The organism is Nocardiopsis baichengensis YIM 90130 (genome assembly GCF_000341205.1).
GTDB lineage: Bacteria > Actinomycetota > Actinomycetes > Streptosporangiales > Streptosporangiaceae > Nocardiopsis_A > Nocardiopsis_A halophila.
On the sequence record NZ_ANAS01000039.1, the window covers coordinates 57,431 to 75,532 of the forward strand.

Sequence of the window (18,102 nt, forward strand, 5' to 3'; positions counted from 1 at the left end):
CCGTTCCTTCCCGACCCCCGCACCGTCCGCCGCCGGACTCGCCCTCGGCGGCAGGTGCGCATAAGCTGGCAGCCGATTATGACTTCCGCGCGCGATGACCAAGTGACGTTCTACGACGCCGTCGGCGGCGAGGAGGCGTTCACCCGCCTCGTCCGCCGCTTCTACGAGGGGGTCGCCGGCGACCCGGTGCTCCGGGCGATGTACCCGGAGGAAGACCTGGGCCCGGCCGAGGAGCGCCTGCGCCTGTTCCTCATGCAGTACTGGGGCGGGCCGCGCACCTACTCCGAGCAGCGCGGGCACCCGCGGCTGCGGATGCGCCACTTCCCGTTCCGGATCGGCGCGGCCGAGCGCGACCGCTGGCTGGAGCACATGCGCGCCGCCGTGGACTCCCTCGAACTGCCCCGGGAACTCGACGCCCGGCTGTGGGAGTACCTGGTCTACGCCGCGCACAGCATGGTGAACGTGCCCGAGGAGGAGGACCGGCCGCAGGTCGAGGACCCCACCGGGATCACCGTCGCCTCCGCGTCGGAGGCCGCCGCGCGCGACGACCGCGACGACGACGGCGGCGGCGAGACGGTCACGATCTCCTTGAAGTGACCGGGACGGCGGCCACGGCCGCCGCCGCGAAGACCGCGCAGGCGGCGAACACGGCGGGCAGCCCCGCCGTTTCGATCACCGGCGCCATCAGCACCGGGGTGAGCGTGGTGCTGACGGCCTGGAGCCAGTTCTGCGTGGCGAGCGCCCGTCCTGCCCACGTGGTCCCGGCGATCTCGGCCACCGAGGTGAAGGTGAGCCCGTTGTGGCTCATCGACAGCACCAGGCACACCAGCAGCAGCGGCACAGCGGTCCAGGGGGCCTGCGCGGGCGCGGTGGCCAGGAGCAGCAGGCAGCAGGTCGAGACCGAGGCGAGCGTGCGCACCGGGCGCATCCGCTCGCCGGTGCGGTCCGAGCGCAGGCCGAGCAGCAGCCGGCCGGCGGCGCCGGGGACCTGCGCGGCGGCCACCACGGCGCCGGCGGCCGGGCCGGACCAGCCGTGCTCCTGGACGAGGTAGACCAGGGCGTAGGCCATGAGGGAGATCTGCGGGACGCCCAGCAGCATGCTCACCCCGTGCACCCGCCAGATGGTCGGAGCGCGGTAGGGGGAGGCGTGCCGGGGGCGGGGCGCGGGGTCTTCGGCTCCCGCCTCGCCCGTGTGCTTCCCGGCCTCCTCGTCCGTGGCGGTGCGCTTTGAGGGGGATGGAGGGGGCGCCGGGGACGACGCGGGCTCCGGCGACCCCGGGGGTGCCGACAGCAGCAGCACGGCGGGGGCGGCGACCGCGGCCAGGGCGGCGGGGAGCAGCATCGCACCGATGAATCCCCAGTGCTCGGCGGCGCTGGGCAGGACGACGGCGGAGAGGCCCATGCCCAGGGGCAGGGCGGACTGCCGGATGCCCATGGCCAGGCCGCGCTCGCGGGCGGCGAACCAGGACAGGATGAGGCGCCCGCTCGCCGCGTTCACCGGCCCGCCGGCGGCGCCGGAGAGAAGAAGTACGCCGCCGAGTGTCCAGGGGCCGGAGGCGAGGGGGAGCAGGGTGAGCGAACCGGCGGTCAGCGCCAGGCTGAGGGCCATGGTGGGGCGCTCGCCGACCCGGTCGATGACGACGCCCCAGGCGAGCAGCGTGATGAGCAGCCCGAACGCGGGAAGCCCGACCAGCATCCCGGCCTGGGCGGTCGACAGCCCGTAGGCGTCCCGGAGGTGGGGGAGGACGTAGGGGACCCCGTACATGGCGGCGACGCTGGCGATCTGCGCCACCATGCTGATGCACAGGATGACCCAACGATTCCGTACCCGCACCCGGCCAGCCTAGGAGGGGCGGCGCCGAGCGCAGGCGACCGGGTTCGCCGACGAGGGTGGTGGGCATTCGTCAGGTGGCGAAGGGCCGGGACACGTAAAGTGGCGCAGAAGAGCGCCCCGAAGACGACGACCCCCAGGTCAGTGACCGCTCCCCGCACGCGCGGGGATGGTTCCCAGGACTGGATGGACTCGATATCGGCCTTGCGCCGCTCCCGGATGATTCTCCGGCGCCATGCGGATCGACGGTCGTGTCCGCTGGGGTGGTGGAGCTATCGGCCGCGTCCTTGTGAGCGGTGCGACCGCTGCAGCGTGGTCGGCGCCCCCGCCCTGGGTGCGCGCCCCCTCCTCGCTGTTGATCTCGGGAGAGTCGGGTAATACTCGCCGGTATTACCCCGACTCTCCCGAGATCAACGGGGGTGTCGATGCGGGCGGCCGGGGCCCGGAGGGCTCCACCACGCCGGCGGACACGACCGGATCGACAGTCGGCGAGGCTCACGCCCGTGGGAATGGGCCGGGTGTGGTCTTCGCGAGGCCTTCCATTCCGGTGCGAGTCCCGCGCCGTAGGAATGGCCCCGGCTCTTCGGCTACGGCGGCACCGCGGACTCGGCTCCCCGCACGCGCGGGGACAGTCACTGCGGAACTGTACGCCGTGCGGAAGCATGACTGCTCCTGATGCCAGGAGGGGCAGGGTTGTGGTGACCACTCTCCGAATGGTCACGCGGGGCCCGCGGAGTTCGTCGTGGTGTCGGCCTTGTGCCGGTGCGGCGGCCTCGGGGGATTTGTAGCGCTGACGTTCTCGATCCGAGTGCTTTCTGGAGCCGTCCGGTCGGCCGTTTCCTATCGATTCCTGTGGTCCGCAGCAGCTCAGACCGGCTCGGGCGCTCTACCGCTGGGCTTTTTGTTCTGTGGTCGGCTACGCATGGTTCGCCGGGCGATCGAGAGTGGTGATATCGCCACTGAATGTGCGATCAAGTGGTGATGTCACCACTCTCGATTCGTGGTCAGGAGCCGACCGCCCCCTTCCAGTGGGAGCTGCGGTCACTCCGCAGACGCGGGCTTGATGAGTGGCGCATCCCGGGACAGCTCTCGGAAGCCGACGCTCATGAACAGGCCCCGCGCTGCCGGGTGGCCCGGTGCTCCCAGGCAGGCGACCGTCACGTGCCCGGCCCCCGCCTCCCGTGCCAGGTGCATCCCGTGCAGGAGCATCGCCCTGCCGAGCCCCCGTCTCCGGTAGTCCGGATGCGTCCCGACCGGCTCGAACTCCGCGGTCGCGTTCGCCTCGTCCAGCCACATGATGGTCGAGCAGGCCATCGTCCCGTCCGGTGCCTCGACCAGGACGTGCAGGTCGCCGCGGTACGGCGCCGTCCCCCGGACGCCCCTGTAGCTTTCGGCCGTGTACGCAGACGGGGCCCAGGCGTCCACGTGGGCCCGGACCGCCGCCTCCGCCCCCGCCTCGTCGGCGGTCCGGAACCGGAAGCCGTCGGGGAGCACCGGATGCTCCAGCTCGCCGAGGTCCCGCTCGTTCAGCTGCGTCCAGTCACCGGTGTCGCCGAGCGAGGCAGGGTCGGTCCTGTAGCCGTGCGCGGCCCACCGTTCCAGGGCGAACCCGTCGGCGGCGCTCGGTACCACCGTGCGGTCGGTCCCTACCGCCACGCCCTCGTACCACTCGATGACCTCGTCGATCAGCCCGGCATGGTCGGGGTGCACCAGATAGGTCAGGGAGGCGTCCGTGACGTCCTTGACCGACCCGTCGTTGCGCACGACTCGGTGCGGGAGCCGCGCCCACCCCCAGGCCACCGGTTCCCCGCCGGAGAACCACAGTCTGCGCGGCCAGAAGGCGCCCTCGGCGGCGTGCCCCTTTCCCCAGTTCCACGCGAGTTCGCCGAACGTCGCGTCGCTGTTCAGCAGGTCCGGGCGCACGGCCGTCACACGCTGCGCCACCTCTTGCATGAGCTGCACGTCCGCAGCCGTCAGAACCTCGAAGGGTGCCATGGCGAATCACTGTGGCAAGCCGCGGCAGGCCTGTCGATTCCTTTTCCGGGGGCTGCAACCGCAGGATCCGGAAGCCACGGCTCCTCGGCCTCGAAGCGGCCCCATCCTCACCACCCGTCGCCGTCCATGTCCGCGCCGCCGTGCAGCAGGGTGTGCAGGCGCAGGGCCGTCTGGATCTCCAGGGCGCGCTGCGGGGCCTGCCAGTCGCGGACGAGGAGGCGGCCCACGCGCCCTCAGGCCGGGTCCAGGTAGCCCTCCAGGTACTCCAGCTCGGCGGGGGTGAGCCGGCGCGAGCGCTGCCGGTCCAGGTCGTAGGCGACGATGACGGACTCGGCGCGCAGGTAGACCCGCTCGTCGTCGAGGATCTCGTAGGCCAGCCGGAAGCTGGCCCGCCGGACCTCGGTGACACGGGTCTCCACGCGCACCGGCTCCCGCCGCATCAGCAGCGGGGCGACGTAGTCGACCTCGTGCCGGGCCACCACCATGGCGCCGAGCGTGCCGCCGTCCCCGGCGGGCCCGTCGGCGGAGTCCCACCGCAGGAACGCGACCCGGGCGTCCTCCAGGTAGGTCAGCATCTGCACGTTGTTCACGTGGTTGAGCGGGTCCAGGTCGGCGAAGCGCACCTGGGCGTGGTGCACGTGGCGCCCGCCCTTCGCCGGCGCGGCGCCGCCCTCGTCGTCGGCGGTGTGCGCGTCCGGTGTCCGCGTCCCCGTGTCCAGCACTCTTCCGTCCCCCCTGGTCCGACTCGTTAGGCCCGTCCGGGCACGGCATCCCAGGGTATCGGGGGTGGCAGACCGACCGGTCGGCGGCTCCCGCTCGCCGCGGAGGCGCCCGGCCGGGCCGCCGCCCCTGCCGTACCGCTCCGGTGCGGCGCCGCCGGAGAGGAGAGGGCGGGGACGGCGGCCGTACCGGGGTCAGCCGCCCTTGAGCAGCGGGTCCGCCTGGGCCGTCTCCGGCGTGCCCTGCACCGCGGCCCCCGCCTCCACACCGGTGTACCGGGCCAGGAACGCCAGCTGGTGGGCGTTGAGGGCGACGCTGCGGCTGACCGAGCGGGCGCTGTGCCCCACCTGCGCCTCCCGGCGCAGCAGCACCGGGCGCTCCTGCGGCGGCGCCGACGTCGCGTGCTGCATCGCCGCGCACATCTTGCGCGCGTGCAGCGGGTCCACCCGGGTGTCGTTGTCGAAGACCGTGAACAGCGTCGCCGGGTAGCGCACCCCCTCGCGCACCCGGTGGTAGGGCGAGTAGGCCAGCAGCCACTCCAGCTCCTCGGGCACGTCGGCGCTGCCGTACTCCACGCTCCACAGCCGCCCGAGCCCGAACCGCTCATAGCGCACCATGTCCAGCAGCGGGGCCGACGACACGGCGGCCGAGAACAGGTCCGGGCGCTGCGTGACGGCCGCGCCCACCAGCAGGCCGCCGTTGCTGCCGCCCATCACCGCCAGCCCGTCCGCGCGTGCGGTGCCCGAGGCCACCAGGTGCTCCGCGGCGGCGACGCAGTCGTCGAACACGTTCTGCTTGGCCCCGAGCATCCCCGCCCGGTGCCACTCCTCGCCCTCCTCCAGGCCGCCGCGCAGGTTGGCCACCGCGTAGGCGCCCCCGGCCCGCACCCAGGCCAGCACCGTGGCCGAGTAGCCGGGCGTCATGGAGATGGAGAAGCCCCCGTACCCGTACAGCACCGTGGGGCGCGGCCGGTCGTCGCCGTCGTCGGGGCGCACCACCAGCATCCGCACCGGTGTGCCGTCCCGGGAGGCGGTCACCACCTGTTCGGTGCGGACCGCGGGCAGGTCCAGCCCGTCCGCGCCGGGCGCCGACGCCCACCGCTCCACCTGCCCGGTGCGCGCGTCCAGCCGGTGCACGCCGACGGGGGTGGTGGGGTCGGTGTAGGTGAACCACACCTCGTGTCCGCCCTCGGGCCGGTCCATCAGCCCGCCCACGCTGCCCAGGCCGGGCAGCCGCACGGTCTCCAGCAGCTCACCGGTCTCCAGGTCGTGCCGGGTGACCTCGCTGATCGCGTGCCGCCGCCAGGAGGCCACCACCTGGGGCCGGTCCAGGCCCGGCCCGTCGAGCAGCGCGTAGTCGTCCAGCACCGCCTCGGGGTCGGGGCCGATGAGGGGGCGCCAGTTCTCCGCTCCGGGCGCGGCCGGGTCGCACACGCACAGCCGGCCGCGCGGTGCGTCCCGGTCGGTGAACAGGTACAGCCGCCCGTCCCTGCCCACGTGCGGGGAGGCCTCGGCGTCCACGCCCACCTGGACCGGGCGCAGCCGCGGCGCCTCCGGCGGCCCCTCGCTCAGGTCGGCGATCCAGGCGTCGTTGCTGGGGGAGGTGCCCTCAGAGGCGGTCAGCAGCAGGTGGCGCCCGTCGCGGCCGACCGCGACACCGAAGTAGTCGGTCATCTTCCGGCCCTCGCCGAACACCGCGGTGTCCGACTCGACGGGGGCGCCCACCCGGTGCAGGTACACCCGCCGGTGGTACTGCCGCTCGTCCTCGGGAACCGCCTCGGGAGGCAGGCGCCGCACGTAGTAGAAGGCCTCTCCGCCGGGCAGCCACGCCACCGGCGAGTACCGGCACCGGTCGATGGGGCCGTCCACGGTCCGCCCGGTGACCACGTCCATCACCCGCAGCAGCGGTTCCTCGTCCCCGCCCTCGGAGAGGAGGTAGGCCAGCAGCCGGCCCTCCCGGTCGGGCCGCCAGTAGTCGAGCGTGGTGGTGCCCGTCGGGTCCAGGGCGCCGGGGTCGACGAGCACCCGCTCGCCCTCCCCGGGGGCCGAGGTCACCAGCACGCCGTGCTCGGCGTCGGGGGCGCGCCGGATGGAGAAGGAGCGGTCGCCGCGCCAGACCGGCGGGCCGGTGTACCCGGCCGACAGCAGGCCCCGGATGTCGGCGGCGAACCCCTCCTGGCCGGTGAAGCCCTCTGCGGCGGCTGCGAAGAGCGCGTCCTGGGCCTGGGACCACTCCTTGGTGCGTGCGGACTCGGGGTCCTCCAGCCACCGGTAGGGGTCGGCGACGCGCATCCCGTGCAGCTCGTCCACCAGGTCCTGGCGCTCGGCCGGCGGGTAGCGGAGATCAGGCATGCCCGAACTCTACTTAAGGGGGCCCCACGGGCGGTGACCCCCCGTGTGTGTCCCCCCTCAGGACGGCCGGACGCGGCCGCAAAGCCGTTCCGGTCGGCGCGCTTCCCGGACGGCGGGGGCCGTCTGCGCGATTATCGGAGCCCAGTGGACCGCCGTCGCCGGTGAGAAACGGGGTGGCGGGGGAGCGGTCGGACAAAGCAAACTGATTGCGGGACGTCACTCGGCGGGAACCACCCACGGGAGGTCCGTGTGGAAGAGTCGACAGCGCCGGTCGTCAGGCCGGCCCACAAGGAGGTCTCCTGGCTGGCCGATCGGCTGGCCGGGGTAGAGACACGCAGGTCCGGGGTGACGGTATGAGGGCCGCGCTCGGAACGGAGGGCGGTCCGGTAAGCCGCCACGTGCTGCTGCTCAATGCCAGCTATGAGCCGCTGACCACGCTCCCGCTGCGCCGCGCGGTGCTCCTGGTGCTGCGGGACAAGGCCGAGGTGGTGCACGGCGACGCCGCGGGCGCGGTGCTCCACTCGGCGTCGACGGTGCTCTCGGTGCCGTCGGTGATCCGGCTGCACCGCTACATCCGGGTCCCGTACCGCAGGCGGATCCCCCTCACCAGGGTCGCGCTCATGCGCCGGGACGGGCACCACTGCGCCTATTGCGGCAAGCGGGCCGAGACCATCGACCACGTGGTCCCGCGCTCCAGGGGAGGCGCGCACGTGTGGGAGAACGTGGTGGCCTCGTGCAAGCCGTGCAACCACCGCAAGGCCGACCGGCTCCTGGACGAGCTGGGGTGGAGGCTCAACGTGACCCCCACGGTGCCGCGCGGCCTGCACTGGCGGCTGATCAACGGCGAGCAGCACGGCGACCCCCAGTGGGCGCCGTACATGACACGTCAGGCGGCCTGACCGCACGGGCGGCCGGGCGGGGCCTCAACCGGCGTCCCGCCCGGCCCGGCCGCCCCGGCGGGCCAGGCCGGCCCGGCTAGGATGCGGCCATGCCCCGATACGAGTACGCCTGCCGCGCGTGCGGCACCACCTTCGAGCTGACCCGTCCGATGGCCGAGTCGGGCGCCCCGGCGCCCTGCCCCGACGGCCACGGCGACACGGTGAAGCTGCTGTCCCGTGTGGCGGTCGGGGGAGTGGCCGAGTCCCCGGCCCCGTCCGGCGGCTGCTGCGGAGGCGGTTGCTGCGGCGGAGGCTGAGCCCGCCCCCGCCCGCCCCGGCGCCCGGACCCCGAAGGGGCCGGAGGCCTCGCGGGTCCCCACAGCGCCCGACCTCCCCGCAGGACTTCTGGAGACGGTCCTAGCGGGTTCTTCGTCGGCTCACCGGACGCTTCGACAGTGGTGGTACCACCACTGTCGATCCACGCAAGGGAGCCGGCCGCCCTGCGGGGCGGCCGCCTGCGGACCGCACGGCCCGCAGGCGACCCGGGGGTTCAGCCCTCGACCTGGGTGACGTCGCGGGCGGCGCCGGTGGAGGCGGAGGTGGCCATGGCCGCGTACGCGCGCAGGGCCGGGGTCACCTTCCGCTCGCGGGCGCGCGGCTTGAACCCGCCCAGCTCCTTGAGCAGCCGCTCGCGCCGGGCGGCCAGCTCGTCCTCGGGCACCTCCAGCACCAGGCCCCGGTTCGGGATGTCGATGCTGACCAGGTCCCCGTCCTCGACCAGGGCGATGTCGCCGCCGGCCGCCGCCTCGGGGGAGGCGTGGCCGATGGACAGGCCCGAGGTGCCGCCGGAGAAGCGCCCGTCGGTGACCAGGGCGCACGCCTTGCCCAGGCCGCGCCCCTTCAGGAAGCTGGTCGGGTACAGCATCTCCTGCATGCCCGGGCCGCCCTTGGGGCCCTCGTAGCGGATGACGACCACGTCGCCCGGCTCCACGCGCTTGCCCAGGATGCCGTCGACCGCGTCCTCCTGGCTCTCGAAGACCTTCGCCGGGCCGCTGAAGGTCATCAGCTCCTCGTCCACGCCCGCCGTCTTGACCACGGCGCCGTCGGCGGCCAGGTTGCCGTAGAGCACCGCCAGCCCGCCGTCGGCGCTGTAGGCGTGCTCGACCGAGCGGATGCACCCCTCGGCGCGGTCGGTGTCCAGGCTGTCCCACCGCACGTCCTGGGAGTAGGCCTTGGTGGTGCGCCGCCCGCCCGGGGCGGCGTGGAACAGCTCCACCGCCTCGGGGGACACCGTGGGCTCGGCGATGTCCCACTGCGCCAGGCACTCGCCCACGGTCATGCCGTGCACGGTGGGCAGCGAGGTGTCGATGAGCCCGCCGCGGGCCAGTTCGCCCAGGATCGCGGGGATGCCCCCGGCCCGGTGCACGTCCTCGATGTGGTACTTCTCCGTGTTCGGCGCCACCTTGCACAGGCAGGGCACCTTGCGGGACATCGCGTCGATCTCCGGCAGGCCGAATTCGACGCCGCCCTCGGTGGCCGCCGCCAGCAGGTGCAGGATGGTGTTGGTGGACCCGCCCATGGCGATGTCGAGCGCCATGGCGTTGCCGAACGCGGCCGGGGAGGCCACCGACAGCGGCAGCACCGATTCGTCGTCGTCCTGGTAGTAGCGCCGCGCCACGTCCACGACCAGCCGCCCGGCGTCCTCGTAGAGCCGCTTGCGCGCCACGTGGGTGGCCAGCACGGTGCCGTTGCCCGGCAGGGCCAGCCCGATCGCCTCGGTCAGGCAGTTCATCGAGTTGGCGGTGAACATGCCCGAGCAAGAGCCGCAGGTGGGGCAGGCGGCCTCCTCCAGCTCGGCCAGCTCCTCGTCCGAGACGCTCTCGTCGGCCGAGGCGATCATCGGGTTGATCAGGTCGAGCTTGCGCTCCTTGGTGGCGGTGCCCTCGACCACGGTGACGCGCCCGGCCTCCATCGGGCCGCCGGAGACGAAGACGGTGGGGATGTTCAGCCGCATCGCCGCCAGCAGCATGCCCGGGGTGATCTTGTCGCAGTTGGACACGCACACCAGGGCGTCCGCGCAGTGCGCGTTGACCATGTACTCCACCGCGTCGGCGATGACCTCGCGGCTGGGCAGCGAGTACAGCATGCCGCCGTGGCCCATGGCGATGCCGTCGTCCACGGCGATGGTGTTGAACTCGCGGGGCACGCCTCCGGCCTCGCGCACCCCGCCGGCGACCACGTCGGCGACCTCGCGCAGGTGCACGTGCCCGGGGACGAACTGGGTGAAGCTGTTGGCCACGGCCACGATCGGCTTGCCGAAGTCCTCGCGCTCTACCCCCGTGGCGCGCATGAGGGCGCGCGCGCCGACCATGTTCCTGCCGTGGGTGACCGTGCGTGAGCGGAGTTCTGGCATGGGATGCTCCCGATCGATACGTGCTCTTCCGTCGATCTTAGCCCCGTGCGCCCCCTGCTCGTGTCTCGGTACAGAAGATCGGACGTCCGAATAATGAGACGTAGGGAGGTGGCGGCGGTCGTGGCGGGGCACGAAGGAGGGGCGGGGCCTGCGCCCCGCCCCTCGCGGACCGGTCCCGACCGGCGCCGCCCGTTTCGTCTCGTCGCTCTGGCCGTCGCTGTCGTGTCCTCGGTGCGCGCCGCGGCGCCCGGCGGCCCCCGGCGTCCGCCGGGCGCCGTCAGTACCGCGCCGGCAGCACCTTCTGTGCCGCCCGGTGGATCTCCTCGATCTCCTTCTCGGTGAGCCTGCTCTTGCCCGAGCGCAGCCACTTGCGCACCTTCTGGCCCTGGATGATGTCCACACCGCGCAGGTTGTGGCTGTCCCAGGGCATGCCCGGGCCGTAGATCGCCAGCGCCGCCCGCACCGTGACCTGCCGCCCCAGCTCCTCGCTGATCAGCCGCTCGGCCTCGCGCGCCTCGGTCAGCGCCTCGTCGATGCGCTCGTTCTTGGAGAACCGCCCGTGGTAGAGCTTCTCCAGCTTGTTGCGGAGCGGGAGCCGCTTGTCCCACGACTCGGAGTCGATGGCGAACGCCCCGCGCCGTCCCACGATGAAGTGGTCGATCTGCCCGTTGCCGCCGGGCACCTCGCGGGCGTGCAGCACCTGGTAGCCCACCTTCTTCATCACGCGCAGCTGCGCCTCGGTGCGCCGCTGGGCCATGGAGGGCTTGCGCCACCGCGGCACCTCCGAGTGCCGCCGGGAGGTGTACACGATGAATCCGACCAGGGTGCCCGCGGCGAACGTGGCACCGATGCGCCAGTCGCCGGTGAGGAGTCCGGTCGCCAGGCCGACCAGGAGCGCGGCGGCTCCGCGAACGGCCCAGCGGCGTGCGTCCTTGGAAGTGAGCAGATCGCCATAGGTCGTCCGGGCCGCGCCTTCGGGGCCCGCCGTACGGTTGGGCGTCCTTCCCGCCGGCACGAAGAAAGGCGCCGGGGAAGCCGTCTCCTGGCGCTGTGCGCCGTCCTTCTCACTGGTTGCCGATTCCACATCGGAAAGAGTAGTTCGATCCATATGCGAGTCCTAGTCCATTGAAACTCACACTTTTCTTCCCCGGTGGATTCCGGGTGCACGCGTGTCCTCGGGGTTATATCAGGGAAGGCTTACCTTTCGGCCAGCCTCTCTAGAGATGTTCCCAGGTCGGTGCCGCCGCACCCGGGGTCTAGGCTTCGACCATGGGTCAGATTCACGACTTGACGGCGCTGGAGCAGGCCGCGGCGGTGCGCCGCCGGGAGCTCTCCCCGGTGGAGATCGCCGACCACTACCTGGACCGGATCGAGCGGTACGGCCCCGCGCTGGGGGCCTTCATTACGGTCACCGGGGAAATCGCACGCGAACAAGCCCGGAATGCGGAGAAACGGGTCGTCCACGACACGCCGGAGGCGCTGCCCCCGCTGCTGGGCGTCCCGGTCCCGGTCAAGGACCTCACACCGGTGGCGGGCGTGCGCTGGACCTCCGGGTCCGCCGCCTTCGCCGAGCGCACCGCCGACGTCGACGCCGACGTCGCGGCCCGGCTGCGCACGGCCGGAACGGTGCTCACCGGCAAGACCAACACCCCCGAGTTCGGGGTCCCCTGCTACACCGAGAACGACGTCGCGCCGCCCGCCCGCACCCCCTGGGACCCCTCCCGCTCGGCCGGCGGGTCCAGCGGCGGTGCCGCGGCGGCCGTCGCCGCGGGGCTGGCCCCGGCCGCGCACGCCAGCGACGGCGGCGGGTCCATCCGCATCCCGGCCTCGGTCTGCGGGCTGTTCGGCCTCAAGCCGACCCGGGGCCGGATCACCAACGCCCCGCTCCAGCCCGACTACATCGGCCTGTCCACCAGCGGGCCGCTGGCCCGCACCGTGGCCGACGCCGCCGCGCTGCTCGACGCCATGGCCGGCGGGGCGCCCGGCGACTACTTCGCCGCGCCGCCCTCCGCCGACGGGCGCACCTTCCTGGACCACGCCCGCTCCGAGCCGGGGCGGCTGCGCATCGGCCGCTTCTCGGCGCCGCCGGTGCCCGGCGCCCGGCTCGCGCCCGAGGCCGCCGACGGCTACGAGGAGGCCTCCCGGCTGCTGGCCTCCCTCGGCCACGAGGTCGAGGAGGTCGATCCGCCCTTCGAGGCCTCGCTGCTGCGCATGTTCGAGGTGGTCTGGGCGGGCATGGCGGTGGCCACCCCGGTTCCCGAGGAGGACGAGGCGCGGCTGCGCCCCCTGACCCGCGGCATGCGGGCGCAGGCCCGCGCGGCCTCGGTGGAGGACTACATGCGCGCCACCGGCGGCATTCAGGCGGCGGTGCGCCGGGCGATGCCGCGCCTGGAGGCCTACGACGCGCTGCTGTGCCCCACCCTGGCGCAGCTCCCGGCGCCGGTGGGCCACTTCGCGGCCGAGGACCCGCGCGAGGAGTTCGCCCGGATGTCGGCGTTCACCCCCTACACCTCCATGTTCAACGTGACCGGCCAGCCCTCGGTGAGCGTGCCGCTGCACTGGACCCCCGGGGGCCTGCCGGTCGGCGTCATGCTGACGGGGCGGATGGGGGAGGAGGGCCTGCTGCTGTCCCTGTCGGCCCAGCTGGAGCGGGCCCGCCCGTGGGCGGACCGCCGTCCGGACCTGTCCGTCCTGGAGTCCTGATCCCGAGGCTGAGCAGCGCGGCGAGGGTGGCCAGGGCGGCGGCCCCGGCCACCCCCAGGGCCACCCCGCCGTGGTCGATCAGCCAGCCGGTCAGGGGCGAGGCCAGCGCGATGCCGCCGGTGGTGGCGGTGGTCATCCAGCCGTAGGCCTCGCCGCGCCGGTCCGGCGGGGCCAGGTCGCCCAGGCGCTCGGTGACGGCGGCGACGGTGGGGGCGATCGCCAGGCCTGCCGCGAACAGCACCGGGGTCAGCAGCCAGGGGGTCGGCAGCTCCAGGACCGGCGGCAGGAGCGGGACGAGCAGCGCGGCCCCGGCGGCGGCGCCGAACGCCCGCAGCGCGATCCGCGGCGGCCCCGCCACGGTGCCCGCGATCAGCCCGCCGACCAGCGAACCGAAGGCGTAGACCGCCATCAGCCCGCCGGCATAGCCGGGGGTGCCCAGTTCCCGGGCCCAGGCCACCATGGCCAGGTCGACCGAGCCGAGCCCGGCGACCATCAGCATGACCACGCCGATCACCACCAGCAGGCGGGGGTCGGCCAGAAGCGTGCGGCGCGGGGCCGCGTCCGGGGAGGCCTCGGCCCCGGCGTCGCGGGCGGGGCGGGTGTGCCCGGCCCGGCGCAGCGCGAGCGCGAAGCCGACCGCGCCGGTGCAGGCGACGGCGCCCAGGGTGAGCAGCCCGACCCGGCCGCCGCCCAGGCCCACCACGGCCGCGGCCAGCAGCGGCCCCACGATGAACAGCAGCTCCTGCAGGGTCGCCTCGGCGGCGAACATGGACTGCCGCGTGGGCCCGGAGGTGATGCGCGGCCACAGCGAGCGGCCGATCTGGGTGGCGGGCGGCTGGAAGACGCCGGTGACCACGGCCAGCGGCAGCGAGGCCCACCACAGCCCGGCCGGCAGGAGCGCCATCGAGCCCAGACCGAGGCCGTAGACCAGGGCCGACATCAGCAGCAGGCGGTCGTTGGGGCGGTTGTCGGCCATCCGCCCGCGGATCGGCCCGCCGAGCGCGGTTCCCACCGTCAGCCCGCCGGCGACCAGGCCGGCCAGTCCGTAGGAGCCGGTCCAGCCGGCCACCAGGAAGGTGACCGCGATCGGCATGCCCGCGATGTGCATGCGCGCCGCCAGCGACCAGAAGAGCAGTGACCCGAGATGGGGCACGGCGAACAGCCGTCGGTAGGACTGGAGCATTGCCCTACTCAATCACACGATTCGTCCTATTGTTAAAGGGTCCCATGTTTGGGGTAGAAGGATCTGTTCACATGTTCGGACCGACCGTGCACGGGGCCTGAGAGGGCGGCACCGGACCGCTCGGCTCCGCGGCCGGTGCGGTCGCCGGGCGTCGCCGCTGGGGGCGGCCGGTCGGGCGTCCGGTTCCCGGCACGGTTCGCATGCGGGGCCGAGCAGGGGAACCCGGAGGCAGGGGGCGCGGTCCGCGGCGGCGCTGTGCGCGTCCTCTTCGGGTTCCGGACAGAACGGACATCGCCGGTCGGTGGTCCGGAGCCCCTCCCACCGCCGGGCGAGGATCCGCCCGGGAGGGCGGAGGCGGCGGGGGAGGGGCGGTGGTCACCGGTGCCGACCTCATGACCTGCCCCGACGCAGAGGCGGCCCGCTCCTCGCCCCCGCTCCGCCCCCGGAGCGACGGCCGGTGAGCGGGCGGAGCGCGGGCCCGCGCCGGACCGTGACCCCCGGCCGCGGCGGTTCCGGCCACCGGCCCAGAACGCGGCGAACCCCCTCCGCAGGCCGAACCGGACCCGGATCCGGTCCGTTCCGGTCCCGAACGGTGCATGGCGTTCAAGGCCCGAAGGGCCCTCCATGCGGCATCATCGTGTGCTGTGAGCGATGCGGACCTGGCCCGGCTGGCCGAAGAGCACGGCGTTGCGACCACCTATGAGGACTGGCGGGGCCGCCGGGTGCGGGTCGGTGCCGACACCCTCCGCCACGTGCTGGCCGCCCTGGGGGTGGACGCCTCCGACCCGCGCGCCTCCCTGGAGGCCCACTGGGCCGACCAGGCCCGCCGCATGCTGCCGCCCGCCGTGGTGGCACGCTCCGGCCGCTCGCCCCGCCTGCCGCTGCCCGACGGCACCCGTGCCTGGGTCGAGCTGGCCGACGGCGGATGGGCCCGCCCCGGCCCCGACCTGCCCACCGGGGTGCACTCCCTGCACGCCGAGTGCGGGGGCGTGGCGCAGAGCGCCCCGCTGCTCGTGGTGCCCGACCGCCTGGACCCCCCGCCCGCCCTGGGCGACCGGCGGGCCTGGGGCCTGACCGCTCAGCTGTACTCGGTGCGCTCGCGCGCGTCCTGGGGCCTGGGCGACCTGCGGGACCTGGCCGAGCTGGCCGACTGGAGCGCCCGCGACCTGGGCGCGGCCTTCACCGCCGTCAACCCGGTGCACGCCACCGAGCCGGAGATCCCCCTCGAGCCCTCTCCCTATCTGCCGGTCAGCCGCCGCTACTCCAGCCCGCTCTACATCCGGGTCGAGGACGTCCCCGAGTACACCCGGCTCGACCCCACCCAGCGCGAGGCCGTGCAGCGCCTGGCCCGTCCCCTGCGCGAGCGCGGGCGCACCGCCGACCTCCTGGACCGGGACGCCGTCTGGAGCGCCAAGCGCGCCGCCCTGGAGGCCTTGTACCAGGTGCCGCGCTCGCCCGCCCGCGAGGCCGCCTTCCAGGCCTACCTGGAGCGCGAAGGCGCCCCGCTGGTGGAGTACGCCACCTGGTGCTCCCTGGCCGAGGAGCACGGCCCCGACTACCGGTCCTGGCCGCCGGAGCTGCGCGACGTGGCCGGCCAGGAGGTGGGGGCCCGCGCCCTGCGCCGCTGGCCCGAGGTCGACTTCCACCGCTGGATGCAGTGGGTGATCGACGACCAGCTGGCCGCCGCCCAGGCCAGCGCCCGCGCCGCCGGCATGCCCGTGGGGATCGTGCACGACCTGGCGGTGGGCGTGCGCTCGGGCGGCGCCGACGCCTGGATGTACCGCGGAACCCTGGTCGAGGGGGTGAGCGTGGGCGCCCCGCCGGACGCCTTCAACCAGCAGGGGCAGGACTGGTCGCAGCCGCCGTGGCACCCGGTGCGACTGGCCGAGGAGGGGTACGGCCCCTTCCGCCAGACCCTGCGCCAGTCGATGCGGCACGCCGGGGGCGTGCGCGCCGACCACGTCATGGGCCTGTTCCGGCTGTGGTGGATCCCCGAGGGCGCCGACCCCTCCGAGGGCGCCTACGTGCGCTACGACCACGAGGGCATGGTGGGGTCGCTGCTGCTCACCGCGCGCGAGAGCGGCGCCCTGGTCATCGGCGAGGACCTGGGCACGGTGGAGCCGTGGGTGCGCGAGCACCTGGCCGACCGGGGCGTGCTGGGCACCTCGGTGCTGTGGTTCGAGCGCGACGAGGAGGGGGCGCCCAAGCGGCCCGAGGACTGGCGGCGCGAGTGCATGGCCACCGTCGCCACCCACGACCTGCCCCCGGTGGCCTCCTTCCTGACGGCCGAGCACGTGGAGCTGCGCGACCGGCTGGGGCTGCTCAAGCGCCCGGTGGCCGAGGAGCGGGCCGAGGCCGAGGCCCAGGTGGAGGCCTGGCGCCGGCGCCTGGTGGAGCTGGGCCTGCTGGACGCGGACGTGGACCCGGTCTCCTCGCCGTCCACGGTGGTGGCGGCGCTGCACGCCTACCTGGCCCGAACCCCGGCCCGGCTGGTCGGCCTGGCGCTGACCGACCTGGTGGGGGACCGGCGCATGCAGAACCAGCCGGGTACCTCGACCGAGTACCCCAACTGGCGGATGCCCCTGACCAGTGCCGAGGGCGAGCCGGTACTGCTGGACGAGCTGTTCGCCGACCCGCACCTGTCGGCGGCGGTGCGCCGCGCCCTCCAGCCGGTCACGGCCGGCCTGTGCCGGGGCGGCTGAGCCGGCAGCGGAGGGGGCAGCGCAGCAGGTGCCCCGCTCACGCGCCTCGACCGGGGCGGCGGGGCCCTTCGGTGCCAGGGAGAGGGCGGCAACGGCGGGACAGCCTGTGCCCCGCTCATGGCTGCTTGCCGGGCGGCGGGTCGGCGGGGCGCCAGGGGAAGGGCGGCGATGAAGAGGAGCGGTGGTTCCCCGGGCTTGGTGGTCGGCCGCCGGGCCTTTCGCGGTCCGGGAACAGCGGCAACGACGGGACAGCTGGTGCCCCACTCCGGGCTGCTTGCCGGGCGTCGGCACCCTTCGGTGCTGGGAGATGGGCGGCGACGACAAGGCATAGCGGTTCCCCGGCCCTGCTTGTCGGCCGCCGGGCTTCTCGCGGTCCGGGGACAGCGGCGACGACGGCACGGCCGGTGCCCCGCTCACGCCTGCTGGCCGGGCGCCGGGTCGCCGGGGTGTCAGGGGAAGGGCGGCGACGAGGAGGCGGGGCGGTTCCCCGGCGCCGGCGGTCGGCTGCCGGGTGGCCCGCCGCCTTGGCCTTGGAAGGGCCCCTCGCTGTTCGCGTTCCGGGCATACCGGGCGCGTGAGGCGGTGTTTGGGCATCGAGAGTGGTGATATCGCCACGCAATGTGCAATCGGGTGGCGACATCACCGCTCTCGATGGAGAACGGGACCTCCCGGGGCGGTCTCCGGCGGATCGGGCCCGCCGGGCGTCCCGTTCGTCCGGATCGCACGGGGGTGCGGGCCTCGCGCGCGCCCGGAGCGCCGCCCGGGACCGGGCGGGTGTACGGCGGCGGCCAGACCAGAACCGGATTCGGTGCCCGACGCTCCTTCTATCGGCACCCCGGCCCCGTTTGCGGCGCCCCCGGTCACTCGGGGTAGCCGGAGGCGGGTCGGCGGCGGCGCGAGACCCGGGGCAGGCGGGCGCCCCGCCCCTGCCCCTCCGCCCGCCCCCTCTCGACAGGCGGACAATTAGGGGCATTGCGGGCACCGTGGAACCGAATCCCGTTCTGGTCTGGCCGGGATCGCGCCCGGGAGCCGCCGTGGGGCGTCGATCGGCGCGCTTCCACCCTCCCCGAACTGTGACGGCGCGTATTCGCCCAGGTCAGAAGGGGGTACTGGTCGAAGGGGGCGCCCGGCGCGGGCCGGGCGGGGCGCCGCAGGCGCGGGTCGGCGACACCCGGCCCCACCACGCGCCCTGCCCGGACCGCGAGAGGCCCGGCGCCCGGCAAACGGGCGTGAGCGGGGTACCTGCCGTGCCGTCGTTGCCGCTGTCCCTGGACCGCGAGAGGCCGGGCGGCCGACCGGCAGCGCCGAGGAAAGAGCCCCCTTCTC

Annotated in this window: 12 protein-coding genes; 5 read left to right on the top strand and 7 right to left on the bottom strand. The window is 74.2% G+C overall.

The window, feature by feature from the left end:
• Positions 1–102: 102 nt before the first annotated feature.
• On the top strand, positions 103–597 hold the full coding sequence (locus C892_RS0126005) for a globin (RefSeq protein ID WP_017559611.1): 495 nt from the start codon (positions 103–105) through the stop codon (positions 595–597).
• Here the strand turns inward: C892_RS0126005 and C892_RS0126010 are convergent.
• The 4 genes from C892_RS0126010 to C892_RS0126030 form a co-directional block, all read right to left on the bottom strand.
• Complete coding sequence (locus tag C892_RS0126010; RefSeq protein ID WP_193374813.1) at positions 578–1,834, bottom strand: MFS transporter; 1,257 nt, start codon at positions 1,832–1,834, stop codon at positions 578–580. The two genes, C892_RS0126005 and C892_RS0126010, sit on opposite strands and share 20 nt — an antisense overlap.
• A 1,038-nt stretch (positions 1,835–2,872) precedes the next feature.
• Positions 2,873–3,826 (bottom strand): GNAT family N-acetyltransferase, encoded by a 954-nt coding sequence (locus tag C892_RS0126015; RefSeq protein ID WP_017559613.1) that lies wholly within the window; start codon positions 3,824–3,826, stop codon positions 2,873–2,875.
• Between the two features lie 233 nt (positions 3,827–4,059).
• The gene (locus C892_RS0126025; RefSeq protein ID WP_017541474.1) at positions 4,060–4,548 is read right to left on the bottom strand and encodes an acyl-CoA thioesterase; all 489 of its coding nucleotides are present in this window, start codon (positions 4,546–4,548) and stop codon (positions 4,060–4,062) included.
• Between the two features lie 192 nt (positions 4,549–4,740).
• Complete coding sequence (locus C892_RS0126030; protein ID WP_017559615.1) at positions 4,741–6,897, bottom strand: prolyl oligopeptidase family serine peptidase; 2,157 nt, start codon at positions 6,895–6,897, stop codon at positions 4,741–4,743.
• 398 nt (positions 6,898–7,295) lie between these two features.
• Here C892_RS0126030 and C892_RS0126035 point away from each other — a divergent pair, with 398 nt between their 5' ends.
• Together C892_RS0126035 and C892_RS0126040 are read left to right on the top strand one after the other, a co-directional pair.
• Complete coding sequence (locus C892_RS0126035; RefSeq protein WP_017541476.1) at positions 7,296–7,796, top strand: HNH endonuclease; 501 nt, start codon at positions 7,296–7,298, stop codon at positions 7,794–7,796.
• An 89-nt stretch (positions 7,797–7,885) separates the two neighbouring features.
• Positions 7,886–8,092 (top strand): FmdB family zinc ribbon protein, encoded by a 207-nt coding sequence (locus tag C892_RS0126040; RefSeq protein ID WP_017541477.1) that lies wholly within the window; start codon positions 7,886–7,888, stop codon positions 8,090–8,092.
• A 233-nt stretch (positions 8,093–8,325) separates the two neighbouring features.
• Here C892_RS0126040 and ilvD read toward each other — a convergent pair whose 3' ends face one another.
• Positions 8,326–10,188: a dihydroxy-acid dehydratase gene (ilvD, locus tag C892_RS0126045; RefSeq protein ID WP_083934479.1), complete on the bottom strand. Its 1,863-nt coding sequence runs from the start codon at positions 10,186–10,188 to the stop codon at positions 8,326–8,328.
• A 277-nt stretch (positions 10,189–10,465) separates the two neighbouring features.
• Positions 10,466–11,203, bottom strand: coding sequence for a nuclease-related domain-containing protein (locus C892_RS0126050; protein ID WP_017559617.1), 738 nt, complete (start codon positions 11,201–11,203; stop codon positions 10,466–10,468).
• A gap of 254 nt (positions 11,204–11,457) precedes the next feature.
• On the opposite strand from C892_RS0126050, the gene C892_RS0126055 reads away from it, so the two are divergent.
• Entirely contained in the window at positions 11,458–12,891 is a 1,434-nt protein-coding gene (locus C892_RS0126055) for an amidase (RefSeq protein WP_026124647.1), read from the top strand.
• Here the strand turns inward: C892_RS0126055 and C892_RS30945 are convergent.
• A complete protein-coding gene (locus C892_RS30945; RefSeq protein WP_017559619.1) occupies positions 12,776–14,074 on the bottom strand; it encodes an MFS transporter in 1,299 nt (432 codons plus the stop codon). The genes C892_RS0126055 and C892_RS30945 overlap by 116 nt on opposite strands.
• A 644-nt stretch (positions 14,075–14,718) precedes the next feature.
• Between C892_RS30945 and malQ the strand changes: the two genes are divergently transcribed.
• Positions 14,719–16,776, top strand: a complete 2,058-nt coding sequence (gene malQ, locus C892_RS0126065) for a 4-alpha-glucanotransferase (RefSeq protein ID WP_017559620.1) — start codon at positions 14,719–14,721, stop codon at positions 16,774–16,776.
• Positions 16,777–18,102: the final 1,326 nt, after the last annotated feature.